Below are 19,146 nucleotides of genomic sequence, written 5' to 3'. Positions count from 1 at the left end.
AACGATTGGCACTGCGCTCGGCGCATCCGGTCAACGCCCATCACAGACAACTGCGAGGACTTTATGGCCCGTTTCGAATTGCAAAAACTCTACATTGACGGTGGTTACGTCGACGCCAGCGGCGATGCGACCTTCGAAGCCATCAACCCGGCCAACGGCGAAGTGCTCGCCAAGGTCCAGCGGGCCACTCAGGCAGACGTCGAACGTGCCGTGACCAGCGCTGAAAAGGGCCAGAAAATCTGGGCCGCGATGACCGCCATGGAGCGTTCACGCATCCTGCGCCGCGCCGTCGATATCCTGCGCGAGCGCAACGACGAACTCGCCGAACTGGAAACCCTCGACACCGGTAAAGCGATCTCCGAAACCAAATACGTCGACATCGTCACCGGCGCCGACGTGCTGGAATATTACGCAGGTCTGGTCCCTGCCATCGAAGGCGAACAGATCCCGCTGCGCGACACCGCGTTCGTCTACACCCGCCGCGAGCCGCTGGGCGTGACCGTCGGCATCGGCGCGTGGAACTACCCGATCCAGATCGCCCTGTGGAAGTCCGCCCCAGCCCTCGCCGCCGGTAACGCGATGATCTTCAAGCCGAGCGAAGTCACCTCACTGACCACCCTGAAACTTGCCGAAATCTACACCCAAGCGGGCGTGCCGAATGGCGTGTTCAACGTACTGACCGGCAGCGGCCGTGAAGTCGGCACCTGGCTGACCGAGCACCCGCGCATCGAGAAGGTCTCGTTCACCGGAGGCACCGACACTGGCAAGAAAGTCATGGCCAGCGCGTCGAGTTCGTCGCTCAAGGAAGTGACCATGGAACTGGGCGGCAAGTCGCCGCTGATCATCTTCGACGACGCCGATCTGGACCGCGCCGCCGACATCGCGATGATGGCCAACTTTTACAGCTCGGGTCAGGTCTGCACCAACGGCACCCGCGTGTTCGTGCCGAGCGCGTTGAAGGCTGCGTTCGAAGCCAAGATCGTCGAGCGTGTGAAGCGCATCCGCGTCGGCAACCCGCAGGACGACAACACCAACTTCGGTCCGCTGGTCAGCTTCGCCCACATGGAAAGCGTGCTGGGCTACATCGCCAAGGGCAAGGAAGAAGGTGCGCGCCTGCTGATCGGCGGCGACCGCCTGACCGAGGGTGAATTCGCTCACGGCGCCTTCGTGGCACCCACCGTGTTCACCGATTGCAGCGACGACATGACCATCGTCAAAGAGGAAATCTTTGGCCCGGTCATGAGCATCCTCAGCTACGAGACCGAAGAAGAAGTGATCCGCCGCGCCAACGATACCGAGTTCGGCCTCGCCGCCGGTATCGTCACCCGCGACATCACCCGCGCCCACCGCGTGATTCATCAGCTTGAAGCAGGCATTTGCTGGATCAACGCCTGGGGCGAATCCGACGCGAAAATGCCGGTCGGTGGCTACAAGCAATCGGGCGTCGGTCGCGAAAACGGGATCAGCTCGTTGGCGCAGTACACCCGGATCAAATCGGTGCAGGTCGAGCTGGGCGATTACGTTTCGGTGTTCTGAACCCGGCCTTACGCCATGACCCGATCTCTGCAGGAGTGAGCTTGCTCGCGATGACGTTGGCACAATTTGCATCTTTGCCGGCTGACCCGCCGCTATCGCGAGCAAGCTCACTCCTACAGGTCCAGATCTCGCTTCGGCTAGCGCACTAGCATGGGGTGCTAGGGGTAGAGCAGCCACACCGCTCCCCCTCCCCTCTCTCATTGGCCATTTTCTCCAGAGGGAGTTCTTCAATGTCCCAGGAATTCGACTACATCATCATCGGCGCAGGCTCGGCCGGTAACACCCTGGCCGCCCGTCTCACCGAAGACGCTGGTGTCACGGTCCTTTTGCTTGAAGCCGGTGGCCCGGATTACCGCGCTGACTTCCGCACGCAAATGCCCGCCGCCCTCGCCTTCCCGCTGCAAGGCCGGCGCTACAACTGGGCGTACGAAACCGACCCTGAACCGCACATGGACAACCGTCGCATGGAGTGCGGTCGTGGCAAGGGCCTGGGCGGTTCGTCGCTGATCAACGGCATGTGCTACATCCGCGGCAACGCGATGGACTACGACGGTTGGGCGAAACTGCCAGGGCTGGAAAACTGGACCTATCTCGACTGCTTGCCCTATTTCCGCAAGGCCGAAACCCGCGACATCGGCCCTAACGATTACCACGGCGGCGACGGCCCGGTCAGCGTGACCACGCCGAAAGCGGGCAACAACCCGCTGTTCCACGCGATGGTCGAGGCCGGTGTGCAAGCGGGCTATCCGCGCACCGAAGACCTCAACGGTTATCAGCAGGAAGGCTTCGGTCCGATGGACCGCACTGTCACGCCGAATGGCCGTCGCGCCAGCACCGCTCGCGGCTACTTGGACGAAGCCAAGCAGCGCTCGACGTTGACCATCGTCACCCACGCACTGACCGACCGCATCCTGTTCGACAACAAACGCGCCGTCGGCGTGGCCTATCTGGTCGGCGACAGCGACACCCGCATCGAAGCCCGCGCTCGCAAGGAAGTCATCGTCAGCAGCGGCGCGATTGCCTCGCCGCAACTGCTGCAACGCTCCGGCGTCGGCCCCGCTGAGCTGCTGAAAAAGCTCGACATCCCGGTGGTCCACGACCTGCCCGGCGTCGGTGAAAATCTGCAAGACCACTTGGAGATGTACCTGCAATACGCCTGCAAAGAACCGGTCTCGCTGTACCCGTCGCTGCTCTGGTGGAACCAGCCGGCAATCGGCGCCGAGTGGATGTTCCTCGGCAAAGGCATCGGCGCCAGCAACCAATTCGAAGCCGGTGGTTTCATCCGCTCCCGCGAGGAGTTCGAGTGGCCGAACATTCAGTACCACTTCCTGCCGGTGGCGATTAATTACAACGGCAGCAATGGCGTGAAAGAGCACGGTTTCCAGGCCCACGTCGGTTCGATGCGCTCGCCGAGCCGTGGCCGCGTGCAGTTGAAATCGAAGAACCCGCGCGAGTACCCGAGCATCCTCTTCAACTACATGGCCACCGAGCAAGACTGGCAGGAATTCCGCGACGGCATCCGCCTGACCCGCGAGATCATGCAACAGCCTGCGCTGGACCCATACCGGGGTCGCGAGATCAGCCCTGGCGTTGAGGTGCAGACCGACGAGCAGCTGGACCAGTTCGTGCGCGAGCATGCCGAGACCGCGTTCCACCCGTCGTGCTCGTGCAAGATGGGCACCGACGAGATGGCGGTGGTCGATGCTGAAGGTCGCGTGCATGGGATGCAGGGTCTGCGGGTGGTCGATGCGTCGATCATGCCGATCATCACCACCGGCAACCTCAACGCGCCGACGATCATGATCGCCGAGAAAATCGCCGACAAGATCCGTGGCCGCACCCCGTTGCCGCGCAGCACCGCCAAGTATTTCGTGGCAGGTGATACTCCAGTGCGTGGCAAGCCGATGCGTGAGATCAGCCCAACCGCCCACTGATGTGTGCTGACCTGTAGCAGTCCGGCTTGCCGGCGGTAGCGATCACAAGGACACCGCCGCCGGCAAGCCGTACTGCTACAGGTGCCTCGCCCCACCCAAAAAGTCATCGGACATCTCTCCCCCGCCGCAGAGTCCTTCCGCGCTATGATTCGCAGCATTGCCTCTGCGAATGGCCAAGGAGCTTTCCTGCATGTTCGACTTCTCCACTCAACTCAAGCAGCGCTTCGCCGCCCTGCAGAGCAGCGCCCGGTTTTTCTCCCTGCGCTATGTCAAACAGACCAGCCAACACCTGTCCGTACGCAAGAACGTCCCTGAACCGCCGCAACTGAGCACCGACGAAGGCGCCATGCTGACCGTGCGCATCGACGGCGTCGAAGCCTACGCGGCCACCAACGACATTTCGCAACGAGGCCTGCAGGCCGCCCTTGAACGGGCCGAAGCCCAGGCACGCTTGCTCGCCGGGCATTCCCTGCTCGACCTGCGCGACCACGCCGTGGCCACCAGCCGCGCCGATTACCTGTCGCCGAACCTCACCAACGCCTTCCCCTCCCTCTGCGACTGCTACGCCCTGCTCGGTCAGGAATCCGCGTCGGTGCCCAGGGACGAGCGGCTGGTGAACTGGCAGGTCAGCCTGGGGCTTGAGAACGTCGAGCAGATCTACCTCAACAACGCAGGCGCCGAGATCCGTCAGGCGCAGCGCTTCGTCTTTCCCGGCCTGAGTGTCACCGCCTACGACGGTCAGGACAGCCAGACCCGCAGCCTGGGCCGCGAGAACTTCGGCCAGCAGGGCGGCGCGGAAGTCATCACCTCTTGCGGCATCATCGGCGCTGCGGCCAACGTCGCCGATCAGGCGCTGCAACTGATCATGGCGCCCAACACCCCGACCGGGCCGCGCGACCTGTTGCTGACGCCGGACCAGATGATCCTGCAGATCCACGAATCCATCGGCCACCCGCTGGAGCTGGACCGCATCCTGGGCGACGAGCGCAATTACGCGGGCACCAGTTTTGTGAAGGCGAGCGACTTCGGCAGCCTGCAATACGGCTCGAATCTGCTCAACGTGACCTTCGACCCGGAGATCCCCGAGCAACTGGCCAGCTACGCTTTCGACGACGACGGCACCCCGGCCAGCAAGCAGTTCCTGATCAAGGATGGCGTGCTCGAGCGTCCGCTGGGCGGCGCGCTGTCGCAGTTCCGCAGCGGCATGGAAGGCGTCGCCAACAGCCGCGCCTGCAGCTGGAACCGCGCACCGATCGACCGCATGGCCAACCTCAACATCGAGCCCGGCGACAAGACCCTGCCGCAGCTGATTGGCGGCATCGAGCACGGCATTCTGATGAGCACCAACCGCTCGTGGTCGATTGACGACGCACGCAACAAATTCCAGTTCGGCTGCGAGTGGGGCCAGTTGATTGAGAACGGCGAACTCAAGGGCGTGGTGAAAAACCCGAACTACCGGGCGATCTCCGCGCAGTTCTGGCGCAACCTCAGCGCGGTTGGCGACGCCAGCACCTTCAAAGTGCTGGGCACGCCGAACTGCGGCAAGGGCGAACCCAATCAGGTGGTGCGTGTGGGCCATGCCTCGCCCGCCTGCGTGTTCGCCAACGTCGATGTTTTCGGAGGTGACGCCTGATGTCCCATCAAGCCCAATTCACGGCGCTGGTCGACTGGCTGCAGAGCGCGATCACACCGAAGGAGCGCTTCACCCTCAGCTACAACGCCGAGGCCTCGGATTTCATTCGCTTCAACCACGCCAAGGTCCGTCAGGCCGGGCATGTGCAGCAGGCTAGCGTGTACTTCAAGCTGATCGACTACGGCCGCCACGCGGACCTCAACCTGACGCTGTCGGGTGATGAAGCCGTTGATCGCCAGCGCCTGGGCGAAGCGCTGCAACAACTGCGCGAAACCCTGACGCTGCTGCCTGCCGATCCCTATCTGCTGCTCAACGACGACGCCTGGCAGAGCAGCAACCTGCAGGATGCGCCGCTGCCGGACAGCGCCCATGTGGTCGAGCAAATCGCGCAACTGGGCGAAGGGCTGGATCTGGTCGGGATCTACGCCGCAGGGCCGATCTATCGCGGTTTCGCCAGCTCCAACGGCGCGCTGGGCTGGCACCAGGCGAACAGCTTCAACTTCGACTGGAGCCTGTTTCACGAGAACGGTCAGGCGGTAAAGGCCAACTACGCCGGCCACGAATGGAGCGATGAGGCGTTCGCCAAGCGCTTTGCCTTGGCCCGCGAGCAACTGGCGTTTTTGGGTCAGCCGTCGCACACCCTGGCGCCTGGACAATACCGCGCGTACTTGGCACCAGCGGCACTGGAAGAAGTGATGAGCATGCTGTGCTGGGGCGGGTTTTCGGCGCAATCGCTGGCGGACAAAACCAGTCCGTTGCAACGTCTGTACGACGGTCACGCGACGCTGAATCCCTTGGTGAGCCTGGACGAACAGGTGACCGGCTCCCTGTCTCCGGCGTTTTCGGGCGAAGGCTATCCGCGCTCGGACCTGTCGTTGGTGGTCGAGGGCCTCGCGAAAGACCGGCTGATCGACTCGCGCAGCGCCGCCGAATACGGCCTCACCGCCAACGGTGCCGGTTGGGGTGAAGCGCCTGGCGCGCTGAGCATGAGCGGCGGGGCACTGGCTCTGGACGAGGTGTTGAAGGCGTTGGGCACGGGGTTGTACATCAGCAACCTCTGGTACCTGAACTTCTCCGACCGCACCGCCGGGCGCATCACCGGGATGACCCGCTTCGCGACCTTCTGGGTCGAGGACGGCCAAATCAAGGCCCCAGTCAGCACCATGCGTTTCGACGACAGCATTTTCAGTTTGCTGGGAGGGGCGTTGGAGCAATTGACGAAGGAAAGGGAACTCATCTTGTCGGCAAGCACCTACAGTCAACGTCAGACGGCGTCGAATCTGCTGCCGGGGGCGCTGATCAGTAGGTTGACGTTGACTTTGTAGCGCGGCAAACACCCGAACGCAGTGCGCCAACCAACAAAACCAAAAGGACCCACGATCCACATGCCGACCAACACGCCGCAACTGGACGCCAGAACTCTGCGCTGGATGCCTTGGGTCATTGCCATCGCCTTTTTCATGCAAAGCCTGGACGGCACGATCCTCAACACCGCGCTGCCGTCCATGGCCCGTTCGCTGTCCGAAGACCCGTTGCGCATGCAGTCGGTGATTATCGCCTACATGCTGACCATCGCCCTGCTGATTCCGGCGTCGGGCTGGATCTCTGACCGTTTCGGGATCAAGCGGATTTTCTTCAGCGCGATTCTGTTGTTCAGCTTCGGCTCATTGCTGTGCGCAGCGGCCAACACCCTTGGCATGCTGGTCGCGGCCCGGGTGATTCAGGGTTTGGGCGGCGCGTTGATGATGCCGGTCGGCAGGCTGATCGTGCTGCGGGCCTATCCGCGGACGGAGCTGGTGCGCATCCTCAGTTTCATCACCATGCCCGCCCTGCTCGGTCCGCTGATGGGGCCTACGGTTGGCGGCTGGCTGGTGGAATACCTGAGCTGGCACTGGATCTTCCTGATCAACATTCCCGTGGGGATTCTGGGCTGCTTTGCGGTGCGCAAGTTCATCCCTGATCTCGTGGGCGGCGGACGCACGCGTTTCGATCTGGTGGGGTTCTCGCTGTTCGGCGCTTCGATGGTTCTGATCACCATCGCGTTGGAAGGCTTGGGCGAACTGCACCTGCCGCACCTGCGTGTGGTGATGCTGCTGTTTGGCGGCATGGCCTGTCTGGCGGCGTATTGGCTGCGGGCCGGGCATGTCGAATCCCCGCTGTTTTCTGCATCGCTGTTCCGCACCCGCAGTTTCGCGGTCGGGATCATGGGCAACTTGTTCGCCCGTCTGGGCAGCGGCGCGTTGCCGTTTCTGGTGCCGCTGATGCTGCAAGTGGCGCTGGGTTATTCGCCGTCCCACGCCGGGATGAGCATGATTCCGCTGGCCTTGGCCGCGATGTTCGCCAAGCCGTTGGCCACCCGCGCCATCGAGCGTCTGGGCTATCGCATCGTGCTGACCGGCAACACCCTCCTGCTCGGCGCGCTGCTGGCGAGCATGGCGTTGGTGGACGCCGACACGCCGTATTGGCTGCTGCTGATCCACCTGGCGTTCCTGGGCGGGGTCAACTCGTTGCAGTTCTCGGCGATGAATGCCGTGACGCTGATCGACCTCGACGATGCCAGCGCAGCGAGCGGCAATAGCCTGTTGTCGGTGGTGGCGCAGTTGTCGTTGAGCTTGGGCGTTGCGTGTGCGGCGGCATTGTTGGGGGGCTTTACCGATGATGTGTCGACGGGCGAAGTGAGCAGCGTGCTGGGCGCGTTCCAGCTGACGTTCCTGTGCGTGGGCGTGTTGGCGATGCTCGCAGCGTCGATCTTCCTGCAACTCTCGCCACGCATGCCCCCCGAGAATCCACCGCGCAAGCCGCAGACGGAGCCTGAGATCGAGGCGTGATCGTCTGAGAGGCACGCACCGGACTCCCTGCCGGACGCAAACCCCTCTGTGGGAGCGAATTCATTCGCGAAAAATTGTCCGGCTTGTGGAGATGGGTCGGATGGACCGCCCATTCGCGAATGAATTCGCTCCCACAGTGGGCCCTGTGCCAACAGAGAGATCAGCCGCGCATCCAGCATCGTCGAACAACGACAGACAACCCCCACCATTTATCGCCCCCACCCCCAAGCCATGGGCCGCGACCTGATACACTGCGCGACATTTTGTTTTGCAGGCCCGTCCCGTGACTAACACCGCTTTCAACTCGCTGCCCCTTTCCGCCGCCATGCTGGCTAACCTGGAGTCCCTTGGTTATGCCGAGATGACGCCGATTCAGGCGCAGAGCCTGCCGGTGATGCTCAAGGGCATGGACCTGATCGCTCAAGCCAAGACCGGCTCTGGCAAGACCGCCGCGTTCGGCGTCGGCCTGCTCAACCCGATCAACCCGCGCTACTTCGGCTGCCAGGCACTCGTGCTTTGCCCGACCCGTGAGCTGGCGGATCAGGTCGCCAAGGAAATCCGTCGTTTGGCGCGTTCCGAAGACAACATCAAAGTCCTGACCCTGTGCGGCGGCGTGTCCTTCGGCCCGCAAATCGCCTCGCTGGAACACGGCGCGCACATCATCGTCGGCACGCCGGGCCGCATTCAGCAGCACCTGCGCAAAGGCTCGCTGGTCCTCGACGGCCTGAACACGCTGGTCCTCGACGAAGCCGACCGCATGCTCGACATGGGTTTCTACGACGCCATCGCCGACATCATCGAGCAGACCCCGGAGCGTCGTCAGACCCTGCTGTTCTCGGCCACGTACCCGGTCGGCATCAAACAGCTGGCCTCCAAGTTCATGCGCGACCCACAGACCGTGAAGGTCGAAGCGCTGCACGCCGATAGCCAGATCGAGCAGATTTTCTACGAAATCTCGCCCGAGCAACGCCTCGAAGCGGTGGTGAAAGTCCTCGATCATTTCCGCCCGCAATCCTGCGTGGCGTTTTGCTTCACCAAGCAGCAGGTGCAAGAAGTGGTCGACCACCTGACCGCCAAGGGCATGTCGGCCGTTGGTCTGCATGGCGATCTGGAGCAGCGTGATCGCGATCAAGTGCTGGCGATGTTCGCCAACCGCAGCACCTCAGTGCTGGTCGCCACCGACGTTGCCGCGCGCGGTCTCGACATCGACGCTTTGGACATGGTGATCAACGTCGAGCTGGCCCGTGATTCGGAAATCCACATTCACCGCGTGGGCCGGACCGGTCGTGCGGGCGAAACCGGCATCGCCGTCAGCCTCGTCGCCCCGGGCGAAAGCCAGCGCGCCCGCGCCGTCGAAGAGCTGCAAAAAGCGCCACTGAACTGGCAGCAGTACGACCAGTTGACTCGCAAGGAAGGCGGCAAGCTGCTGCCACCGATGACCACCCTGTGCATCGGTTCGGGCCGCAAGGACAAACTGCGTCCGGGCGACATCCTCGGCGCGCTGACCGGCGAAGCGGGCATTCCCGGCACTCAGGTGGGCAAGATTGCGATCTTCGATTTCCAGGCCTACGTCGCCGTGGAACGTGGCATCGCCAAACAGGCGCTGGATCGTCTGAACAACGGCAAGATCAAGGGCAAATCGTTGCGGGTCCGGATTCTCTGAGAACCCGCAAACCGCATCGCGAATGAATTCGCTCTCACAGACTGACCGCGCTCAACCTGTGGGAGCGAATTCATTCGCGAAACGTATTCACAAACACCGCAAAACCTTCTGACACACCACAGAACACCCGAGGACACCGCTTTGCCCGTTACTGACGTTGTGATCATCGGCGCTGGCGCCGCAGGTTTGATGTGCGCCGCCATCGCCGCCAATCGTGGTCGCAAGGTGATGCTGATCGATCACGCCAACAAGCCGGGCAAGAAAATCCTCATGTCGGGCGGCGGGCGCTGCAATTTCACCAACATGTACACCGAGCCCGCCAACTTCCTCTCGCAGAACCCACACTTCTGCAAATCGGCACTGGCCCGCTACACCCAGTGGGATTTCATCGAACTGGTGATCAAGCACGGCGTGCCGTACCACGAGAAGAAGCTTGGCCAGCTGTTCTGCGACAACAAGTCCAGCGACATCCTCGGCCTGCTGCTCAGCGAATGCGATGACGCGGGCGTTGCCCTGCATATGGACACCTCGGTGCAGGCCATCGAGAAAATCGAATCCGGCTACCTGCTGCAAACCACCTTGGGCAACATCAACTGCACCTCGCTGGTGATCGCTACGGGCGGCCTGTCGATTCCGACGCTGGGCGCTACCGGTTTTGGTTATCAGGTGGGCAAGCAGTTCGGTCACACCCTGCTGCCGACCCGCGCCGGCCTTGTGCCGTTCACCATCACCGATCAGTTGAAAGAGCTGTGCACCGAGCTGTCGGGCACGTCGGTGGATTGCCTGGTGAGCTGCAACGACACGAGCTTCCGCGAGAACATCCTGTTCACCCATCGCGGGCTGAGCGGGCCGGCGATCCTGCAGATTTCCTCGTTCTGGCACCCCGGTGACACGGTTGAGATCAACCTGCTGCCCGACCACGACGCCCACGGCTGGCTGACCGAGCACCAGGCCGAGCGCCCGAACAGCGAACTCAAGACCCTGCTGGGCGAGATCTTCACCAAGAAAATGGCCAACCTGATCGCCGATCAGTGGTTCGTCTCCAAGCCGATGAAGCAATACACCCACGCCGAACTGGCCGACATCGCCGAGAAACTCGCGAGCTGGAAGGTGGTTCCGGCGGGCACCGAGGGTTATCGCACGGCGGAGGTAACGCTGGGCGGCATCGATACGCGGGAAGTGTCCTCGAAAACGATGGAATCGCTGAAGTCACCGGGGCTGTATTTCATCGGCGAAGTGTTGGACGTCAGCGGGCATTTGGGCGGTTTCAACTTCCAGTGGGCTTGGGCGTCGGCGTATGCGGCAGCGCAGTTTGTCTAACGTTCATCTATTTGGCTGACGACGCAGAACCCCTGTAGGAGCGAATTCATTCGCGATGCGTAGGTATGAGCGATAGAGATGCGTCGGATGTATCGGCCTTTCGCGAATGAATTCGCTCCCACAGTTTGAACTGCTCTCCCCCTGAAGATCAGTGCCATCTGGCTCTCTCGGAATAAATTTTGCTAATCAGATGTACAGCGCGCATCAGGCGCTGTACATATCCATCAGCAGAATCAGTCGCGAAAAAGGCCGTCCGCGTTCATGGCATCGAAATCGTTGCGCAATACCTTCCGCCGCCTGTGGGCGCTGGACAAATTTTCCTACAGCGTGCGGGTGTTTATCGCGCTGACCGGCAGCATGGCGCTGTGCTGGTATCAAAACGAAATGTCGCTGGTCATCCCGCTGTTCCTCGGGATTATCGCCAGCGCCCTCTCCGAAACCGACGACAGCTGGCAGGGCCGCCTCAATGCACTGGCCGTGACGCTGGTGTGTTTCAGTATCGCGGCGCTCTCCGTTGAATTGCTGTTCCCCTACCCCGTGCTGTTCATCAGCGCCTTCGCCCTCGCGGCGTTCTGCCTGACGATGCTCGGCGCCTTGGGCGAACGATACGGCGCCATCGCTTACGCGACGCTCATTCTCTCGGTCTACACCATGATCGGCGTGGACCAGCGCGGTGGCGAGGTCACGGATTTCTGGCACGAGCCCATGCTTCTGGTGGCCGGCGCCGCGTGGTACGGACTGCTGTCAGTGCTGTGGCAGATGCTGTTTTCCAACCAGCCGGTGCAGCAGGCGTTGGCGCGACTGTTCCGGGAACTGGGCCTGTACCTGAAACTGAAGTCCGAGCTGTTTGAGCCGATTCGCACGCTGGACATCGAAGCCAAGCGTCTGGAGCTGGCCAAGCAGAACGGCAAGGTCGTCGCCGCGCTGAACGTGACCAAGGAAATCATCCTCAACCGCGTCGGCAGCGGTCGACCCGGTTCGAAGGTCAGTCGCTACCTGAAGCTGTACTTTCTCGCTCAGGACATCCACGAACGCGCCAGCTCCTCGCACTATCCCTACAACTCGCTGGCCGAAGCGTTCTTCCACAGCGACGTATTGTTCCGCTGCCAACGCTTGCTGCGTCAGCAGGGCAACGCCTGCCGCGACCTGTCAGTGTCGATCCAGTTGCGCCAACCGTTCGTTTACGACGACAGCTTCGCCCATGCGCTGGACGACCTGCGCGCGTCCCTCGAACACCTGCGCATCCAGAGCAACCCGGCGTGGCGTGGCCTGCTGCGCTCCCTGCGCGCACTGGCGAATAACCTCGGCACATTGGACCGACTGCTCAGCGACGCGAGCAATCCCGACGCGCTGGCCGACGCCTCCGACAGCAGCCTGCTGGACCGTTCTCCGCGTAACCTGAAAGACGTCTGGACCCGCTTGCGCCTGCAACTGACCCCGACCTCGCTGCTGTTCCGCCACGCCCTGCGTCTGCCGCTGGCGCTGGTGATCGGTTATCTCATGGTTCACCTGATCCACCCGTCGCAAGGCTACTGGATCATTCTGACCACGGTTTTCGTCTGCCAGCCGAGCTACGGCGCCACCCGGCGCAAGCTGGGGCAGCGGATCATCGGCACGGCCATTGGCCTGACGGCGGGCTGGATTCTGTTCGACCTGATCACCACGCCGGTGCTGCAATCGATGTGCGCAGTGCTCGCGGGGGTTGTGTTCTTCGTCAACCGCACCACGCGTTACACACTGTCCACGGCAGCGATCACGGTGATGATCCTGTTCTGCTTCAATCAGGTCGGCAACGGCTACGGGCTGTTCCTGCCGCGCCTGATGGACACGCTGCTCGGCAGCTTGATCGCGGGCCTGGCGGTGTTCCTGTTCCTGCCGGACTGGCAGGGCCGACGCCTGAACAAAGTGCTGGCGAACACGCTGTCCTGCAACAGCATTTATCTGCGCCAGATCATGCAGCAGTACGCCCAAGGCAAGAGCGACGACCTCGCTTATCGCTTGGCCCGACGCAACGCCCACAACGCCGACGCCGCGCTGTCCACGACGCTGGCGAACATGCTGATGGAGCCCGGCCATTTCCGCAAAGAGGCCGACGTGGGCTTCCGCTTCCTGGTGCTCTCGCACACATTGCTGAGCTATTTGTCAGGGCTCGGCGCCCACCGCGAGACCCAGCTCCCTAACGAAGTGCGCGAGCAGTTGATCGAAGGTGCGGGCGCCAATCTGGCGTCGAGCATCGATGAGATCGCCCAGAGCCTGGCCACCCGTCACCCCGTGGCGGTACAAAGCGATGCCGAGGAAGCCCTGGCGGCGGACCTTGAGCAGATGCCGGAAGAGATCGATGAAGGGCAGCGTCTGGTGCAAACACAACTGGCGCTGATCTGCCGTCAGCTGGGGCCGCTGCGCACCTTGGCGGCTCACTTGATCAAAGAGCCATCCAAGGACGAGACAGCCGTTACAGACCGTGCAGCTTGAACAACTTGTCGTAGGTGCCATCGGCTTTCATGGCGGCGATGGCATTGTCGAAATCGGCGACGATTTTCGCGTGATCGGGGTTCTTCAGGCTGACCAGAATGTGCAGGCTGTTTTCGCTCAATGACTGGGGCAAAAAGTCGACGCTGTCTCGCACGTCTTCCGGCTCGTGACTAAGGGCGAAACGCGCCGCGTATTCGTCCTCGACGGTCAGCTCCACCCTCCCCGCCGCCAACATCCGGACCGCCGTCGAAAAGCTCGCGACCGGTATTTTTTTCAGATCGGGATCGTTATCGAACTCGGGGGAGTAGGCATAGCTGCGGACGATGGCAATGGAATAGGGGTGTAACTGAGGCAGGCTTTTGTACTGGATGTCCGACGTTTTGCGCTTGAGAAACCGCAAACGGTTAACCAGGTACTCGCCGGAAAACTCGCCAATCTCTGTGCGATCTTTGCTGTACCACGCGTTGATCAGGATGTCATAACGCCCTTCACTGACCCCATGAACGGCTCTGGCCCACGGCACCTGATCGTATTCAGTGGTGTAACCGGCGCGGCCCAGCGCTGTGCGAATCAGGTCGGTGGACAGCCCACCATTGATCAACGTCAGATCCGAATAAGGGGCCCAGGCGTCACCGGCGATACGCAGTTTCTGCGCCGACGCGCCTTGCGCAATCAACAGCATTCCCAGCAAAGCCATGGCTCGAAGCAAACGCGGCATGCTCAAGATCCTTAGGCAGGTGGATGGCCTGCGATTTTTCAGCGGCAATCAAGCGACACTGTGACATCCCTGGTGCGAGCAAAAGGTCATTGCATGACCCGAATGGAGACGATTTTCTGGGGTAGCAAGTGGCCTTCATTGAAGACCGGTTGCTGTTTTTCCACAACACATAAGTGGCCAATGTTTGTGCCGCAGTTCAAGAAATCGCGCGATGCCCTGATCGTTGTCACAACTGTCACCACGCGTTGACGTTGGGCTTACAGCAATATGCGTTTAGTATCCGGGATCGACTTCTTTTCGCGAGCCGGCTTCATGTCTATCAACTGGATTTGCAAACACCATACCGCCCTGAGCAAGGAACAGTTGTACGCCATTTTGCAGCTGCGCGCGCAGGTGTTCGTGGTCGAACAGAAATGCTTTTATCAGGATGTCGATGGCCAGGACTTGCTGGGCGATACGCGCCATCTGATGGCTTGGCAAGACGATGAACTGGTGGCTTATCTGCGCCTGCTCGACCCGATCCAGCAGGACGGCGACGTGACCATCGGACGCGTGGTGACTGCCCCATCAATGCGCAACAAAGGCATGGGCAACGAATTGATGGTGCAAGCGCTGGAACACGCCGAACGCAACTGGCCCGATCAACCGATCTATCTGTCGGCGCAGGCGCATTTGCAGGGCTACTACAGCCGTTACGGGTTCAACCCGGTGGGTGAGGTGTACGTCGAGGACGGCATTCCGCACATCGGGATGCGTCGGGACCTGGATTGAGCCTTGGGGCACTCCGCGGTCGAACTGTGGGAGCGAATTTATTCGCGATTGGCCAGTACAGCCGATACATCTCTGTCGCCTGATCTACTTTCGCGAATGAATTCGCTCCCACAGGTGTTCAGCGTCAGTCGCCCGACTCAGGGATAACCCAGCACCGATTTGATCTGCGCCAGATGCTTCGCAATCCAGCGCTTGTCGATCGCGCCCCACTCGCGAATCCGGTACGACCCCGCGTGATTGCGCGCGCCCTCTTCCTGTTCGAACTCACACACGATGTCCAGATCCGCCAACGCAGCGATAGTGTCTTGCGCCGTCCGACGGGGCATGCCGGTGACGTCGGTGAGGGCCGGGACGCTGCTGGCGATGCCACTGTCGATCAAATACGCCACATACAAGCGGCGGTAAAAGCTGCTTTTGGTTTTGCTGACGTCCATCGTCAGGTCCTTGTCGATGAGAGGTGCGCCCATGCTCTCACCAATTCCGATAACGACCAACCATCACGCCCTCAGCCCTGCATGTCCCGCCACGTCAGGTACACGCGCAGGTCGAATTCCAGCTGGTGATACCCCGGCTGCATGTGCTCACACAGGTTGTAGAAGGCCTTGTTGTGGTCGCTCTCTTTGAAGTGCGCCAGTTCATGCACGACGATCATCTTGAGGAACTCAGGCGCCGCCTCTTTGAACAGCGAGGCCACGCGGATTTCTTTCTTGGCCTTGAGCTTGCCGCCTTGCACGCGTGAAACCGTGGTGTGCAGGCCAAGGGCGCGATGGGTGAGGTCCAGGCGGTTGTCGAACAGCACTTTATCGATGGTCGGCGCGTTGCGAAGGTGTTCCTGCTTGAGGGCGAGCGCGTAGGCGTAGAGCGCTTTGTCGCTCTGCACGTCATGGCGTCCGGGGTAGCGCTGCTCCAGATAATCGCCGAGTTTGTCCTGGGCAATCAGGTGGCGGACCTGATCCTGCAAAGAGGCCGGGTAGGCCTGCAGGTACTTGAGCATCATTGGCGCGTTGGCGGTCATGGTCTGATCGTGTGGCTCGAAAAGGCATCAGTCTACCGCGTCAGCCTTTGCCCAGCAGCGACTCACGACTCGGCAACGTGATTGGCGCGACGAAACTCAAGGCTTCGTCCGGCGTCATCGGATGCGCCAGCAGGAACCCCTGGATGATTTCGCAGCCACTGTCGACGAGCCAGTGATATTGCTCCAGATTCTCGACCCCCTCAGCGATCACTTCGATATCCAGCAGTCGGCACAGATCGATGATGCTGCGTGCTACGGCCAGATCACGTGGGGAATTCATCATGCCGCTGATGAAATGCCGGTCGATCTTGAGCGTGTCCAGATCCAGGTTTCGCAGGTGCGCCAGTGAACTGTCGCCTGCGCCGAAATCATCCAGCGACACCCGAACGCCAATGTCGTGCAGGCTTTGCAGCTGTTTACGACTGTGAACAAGGTTGTGGACCAGCGACGGCTCGGTGATTTCCACCTCCAACTGTCGCGGTTTCAGCCCGTGAATCTGGATCGCCCGCTGCAGCTCGGCAGCGAGATTCGGCATGCTGAACTGCGCCGGACTCACGCTCACGCTGATCACCAGGTCATCCGGGAACACCCCCTCCCAACGCTGGCGCTGCGCGGCGCCTTGCTCGTAGATCCAACTGCCCAGTTTGTTGATCAGCCGCGTTTCTTCCAGCAACGGGATGAACAGGCTGGACGGCACGTCGCCCGCATCCGGGTGGTTCCAGCGCAGCAAGGCTTCAAAACCTCGGGTACGCCCCGTCAACACGTTGATCTGCGGCTGATAGACGATAGAGAAATCCTTGCCCTCAATGGCGGTGCGCACGCTTTCTTCGAGCATCAATCGAGAACGCGCACGGCCATTCATGTACTGGTCGTAGAAACGGTATTGATGGCGACCCGCGCGCTTGGCTTCGTACATCGCGATGTCGGCGGCACGCAGCAGGCCATCGAGATTGGTGCCGCAATCCGGGTAAATCGCAATGCCGATGCTCGCGCCCAACGTGGCTTCGATCCCGTCGACCTGACGTCGCACCGATACCCGTTCGATGAGCTTTTCGGCGACTTTGGCGGCGTGTTCGGGGAAGTCCAGCCCATCGACCACAACGACGAATTCGTCGCCACCCATCCGCGCCAGCACGTCATACGGCCGCAAGCATTCCTTCAATTGCTCGGCGACCCAGATCAACACCTGATCACCCGCGTCATGCCCCAGCGAATCGTTGACGTGCTTGAAGCCGTCGAGATCCAGATAGAGGACCACCAGGTATTTCCCGGCATTCTCATTGCGCAGCAGCATGCCTTCAACCGTTTGGTAAAAGCCTCGGCGGTTGAGCAACCCGGTCAACGAATCCGTGACGGCCTGATGTTCAAGTTGGCTATAAAGGTCTCGCACCACCGACATGTCGAGCACGCTCAACACCATCGCCTTCTGCTCTTCAGGTAATGGCGCGCAAGACAGCGCCACCGGCACTTGCCGCCCTTCAGGGGTGCGCATGATGGCGTCATGAATGCGATAGGTATCGGCACGTCGGTAGTGGTGATAAAACCCGGACTCTGTCCACTCAGCGACACACGGCTCTTCGAGATAACAGCACAGCTCGGTGCCTCGCAGCTCGCCATCGATCATGCCCAGCAGCCGACAGATCGCCGGGTTGGCGAAACTGATGATGCCGTCTTCGTTGACCACCAGAATGCCTTCGGCAACGTTCGCCAGCACCGACGCATTGAACGCCCTTGCCGACTCCAGCTCCCGGCTGAGTTTCTGCAGAGCACGACGGTTATGCTGCTGCTCCAGTAGCGCCTGAACCTTGGGTTTGAGGATGTTCGGGTCAAAGGGTTTGAAAAGATAATCCACCGCGCCGCTGGCATAGCCTTTATGCACGGCATCTCGGGACTGCTCGTTGGCGGTCAGGAAAATGATGGGGGTCAGGCGCGTTCGTTGGCTGCCGCGCATCAGTCGCGCGACTTCGAAGCCGTCCATTTCCGGCATCTGCACATCCAGCAGGACGATGTCGACGTCCACATCCAGAAGCAGGCCCAGCGCTTCCATGCCGGAACTGGCCGTGACGATTTCCCAGTCCTGTCGCTGCAGGACCGCTCTCATCGTGACGAGATTTTCCGGGTAGTCATCGACTACCAACAGAACCGATTTGCCATTAGGTGGCAGGGGTTGCACGCATTCCATGCTGCTACTCATTACTTCACTGCCCGGTGAGAGGGCTCCGCCCATGATCCGAATGGCCCTTACTCTAGACCCGAATAGGGAAAAGTGAAGCTGGGCCACCGTTATGCCATCTCAAAAGTGTAATCGAACCGACTAACGGTATCAGCCCTGAGGTGCAGTCCTGCGCTGGCCTGCGTGGAAATTAGCGGCACATTGACGCTACCCGTTCGACGGTTTCACGTTAACAGGCAGGGACTTGGAACGTATAAGAATCGCCCCTTTCCGCCTTGCGCCAGATGTTTGACTGGCAATGAGACACCTCGGACGAACTGAACAATGATTGATTTGGGAACCTGGAATCTGAGCATTCCTGTGGGCTCGCCCCCCGCCACCATTGAAACCCGCCAACTGCTTCAAGGCTACGACGGCAAGTACTTCACCTCCAGTGCTTCCAATGTCACCTTCTGGGCGCCGGTCACCGGCACCAAGACCGCCAACGCCAAGTACCCTCGCACAGAATTGCGGGAGACCTGGTCGAACGGCACCCTGCATAACTGGTTCTATCCTGACGCCGACAATTTCCTCACGGCCAAGCTCAAGGTCATTCAGGTGCCTTCATCCGGCCGCGTCGTGATTGGTCAGATCCATGTATATGAGAGCACCCAGCCGTTACTCAAAGTCGAGTACCAATATCAGGACGCGACCAAGGACGGCATCATCGTTGCGAAGGTCAGGTTTCATCCCACCGACAAGAAAGCGCGCATCTTCACGGTCGCCGAAGGCGTACCACTCAACGAAACCTTCAAGTATCAGATTCATCTGAACAAAGCCGGTTTGCTCAGTGTGAGGGCCAACAACATGTACTGGAACGATCGCATCAGCGCTATGTGGAGCAAACAGCAGCTGTACTTCAAGGCAGGCGTTTATACCCAAGACAATACCGGTTACACCAGCGAAGGCGGCAAGGTGATGTTCTTCAACCTCGATGTGGATCACAACAAGGGTTGAGCTTGCCATGCGACTGTAGCGGCGAGCCTGCCGGCGAAAGCGTTCCGGCAGACATCCCAATGCATCGGACCCACCGTCTTCACCAGC

The 19,146-nt window shown here is 61.0% G+C and carries 14 protein-coding genes; 10 read left to right on the top strand and 4 right to left on the bottom strand.

From position 1 onward, the window contains the following. Window positions 1-63: 63 nt before the first annotated feature. From betB to yccS, 8 genes are all read left to right on the top strand, one after another. Window positions 64-1,536, top strand: coding sequence for a betaine-aldehyde dehydrogenase (gene betB / locus ACWKWE_RS19280; protein ID WP_483851409.1), 1,473 nt, complete (start codon window positions 64-66; stop codon window positions 1,534-1,536). A 230-nt stretch (window positions 1,537-1,766) separates the two neighbouring features. After that, the gene (gene betA, locus ACWKWE_RS19275) at window positions 1,767-3,470 is read left to right on the top strand and encodes a choline dehydrogenase (RefSeq protein ID WP_483851408.1); all 1,704 of its coding nucleotides are present in this window, start codon (window positions 1,767-1,769) and stop codon (window positions 3,468-3,470) included. Between the two features lie 190 nt (window positions 3,471-3,660). Then, the gene (locus ACWKWE_RS19270) at window positions 3,661-5,103 is read left to right on the top strand and encodes a TldD/PmbA family protein (RefSeq protein ID WP_483851407.1); all 1,443 of its coding nucleotides are present in this window, start codon (window positions 3,661-3,663) and stop codon (window positions 5,101-5,103) included. Beyond that, complete coding sequence (locus tag ACWKWE_RS19265; RefSeq protein WP_483851406.1) at window positions 5,103-6,428, top strand: TldD/PmbA family protein; 1,326 nt, start codon at window positions 5,103-5,105, stop codon at window positions 6,426-6,428. The genes ACWKWE_RS19270 and ACWKWE_RS19265 overlap by 1 nt, the downstream gene beginning before the upstream one ends. 60 nt (window positions 6,429-6,488) lie before the next feature. Then, window positions 6,489-7,931: a multidrug transporter subunit MdtD gene (mdtD, locus tag ACWKWE_RS19260; RefSeq protein ID WP_166596081.1), complete on the top strand. Its 1,443-nt coding sequence runs from the start codon at window positions 6,489-6,491 to the stop codon at window positions 7,929-7,931. 283 nt (window positions 7,932-8,214) lie between these two features. Beyond that, window positions 8,215-9,594, top strand: a complete 1,380-nt coding sequence (gene dbpA, locus ACWKWE_RS19255) for an ATP-dependent RNA helicase DbpA (protein ID WP_166596082.1) — start codon at window positions 8,215-8,217, stop codon at window positions 9,592-9,594. A 141-nt stretch (window positions 9,595-9,735) separates the two neighbouring features. After that, window positions 9,736-10,914, top strand: coding sequence for a BaiN/RdsA family NAD(P)/FAD-dependent oxidoreductase (locus ACWKWE_RS19250; RefSeq protein ID WP_483851405.1), 1,179 nt, complete (start codon window positions 9,736-9,738; stop codon window positions 10,912-10,914). A 261-nt stretch (window positions 10,915-11,175) separates the two neighbouring features. Continuing rightward, window positions 11,176-13,386, top strand: a complete 2,211-nt coding sequence (gene yccS, locus ACWKWE_RS19245) for a YccS family putative transporter (protein WP_483851404.1) — start codon at window positions 11,176-11,178, stop codon at window positions 13,384-13,386. Here yccS and ACWKWE_RS19240 read toward each other — a convergent pair. Beyond that, window positions 13,367-14,104: a substrate-binding periplasmic protein gene (locus tag ACWKWE_RS19240; protein WP_483851403.1), complete on the bottom strand. Its 738-nt coding sequence runs from the start codon at window positions 14,102-14,104 to the stop codon at window positions 13,367-13,369. The genes yccS and ACWKWE_RS19240 overlap by 20 nt on opposite strands. A gap of 312 nt (window positions 14,105-14,416) precedes the next feature. Here ACWKWE_RS19240 and ACWKWE_RS19235 point away from each other — a divergent pair, with 312 nt between their 5' ends. Beyond that, window positions 14,417-14,875 (top strand): GNAT family N-acetyltransferase, encoded by a 459-nt coding sequence (locus ACWKWE_RS19235; RefSeq protein WP_483851402.1) that lies wholly within the window; start codon window positions 14,417-14,419, stop codon window positions 14,873-14,875. Between the two features lie 137 nt (window positions 14,876-15,012). On the opposite strand, the gene ACWKWE_RS19230 is transcribed toward ACWKWE_RS19235, so the two are convergent. From ACWKWE_RS19230 to ACWKWE_RS19220, 3 genes are all read right to left on the bottom strand, one after another. Further along, window positions 15,013-15,309 (bottom strand): winged helix-turn-helix domain-containing protein, encoded by a 297-nt coding sequence (locus ACWKWE_RS19230; RefSeq protein ID WP_483851628.1) that lies wholly within the window; start codon window positions 15,307-15,309, stop codon window positions 15,013-15,015. 71 nt (window positions 15,310-15,380) lie between these two features. Beyond that, the gene (locus tag ACWKWE_RS19225) at window positions 15,381-15,872 is read right to left on the bottom strand and encodes a M48 metallopeptidase family protein (RefSeq protein WP_371928554.1); all 492 of its coding nucleotides are present in this window, start codon (window positions 15,870-15,872) and stop codon (window positions 15,381-15,383) included. A 58-nt stretch (window positions 15,873-15,930) separates the two neighbouring features. Beyond that, window positions 15,931-18,072, bottom strand: coding sequence for a putative bifunctional diguanylate cyclase/phosphodiesterase (locus ACWKWE_RS19220; protein WP_483851401.1), 2,142 nt, complete (start codon window positions 18,070-18,072; stop codon window positions 15,931-15,933). Window positions 18,073-18,387: 315 nt separating this feature from the next. Here ACWKWE_RS19220 and ACWKWE_RS19215 point away from each other — a divergent pair, with 315 nt between their 5' ends. Beyond that, complete coding sequence (locus ACWKWE_RS19215; protein ID WP_483851400.1) at window positions 18,388-19,059, top strand: polysaccharide lyase family 7 protein; 672 nt, start codon at window positions 18,388-18,390, stop codon at window positions 19,057-19,059. Window positions 19,060-19,146 lie beyond the last annotated feature (87 nt).

This window comes from Pseudomonas salicis (assembly GCF_057128705.1).
The sequence above is the reverse complement of the archived record's forward strand: the minus strand, read 5'-3'. Positions and strand labels throughout refer to the sequence as shown.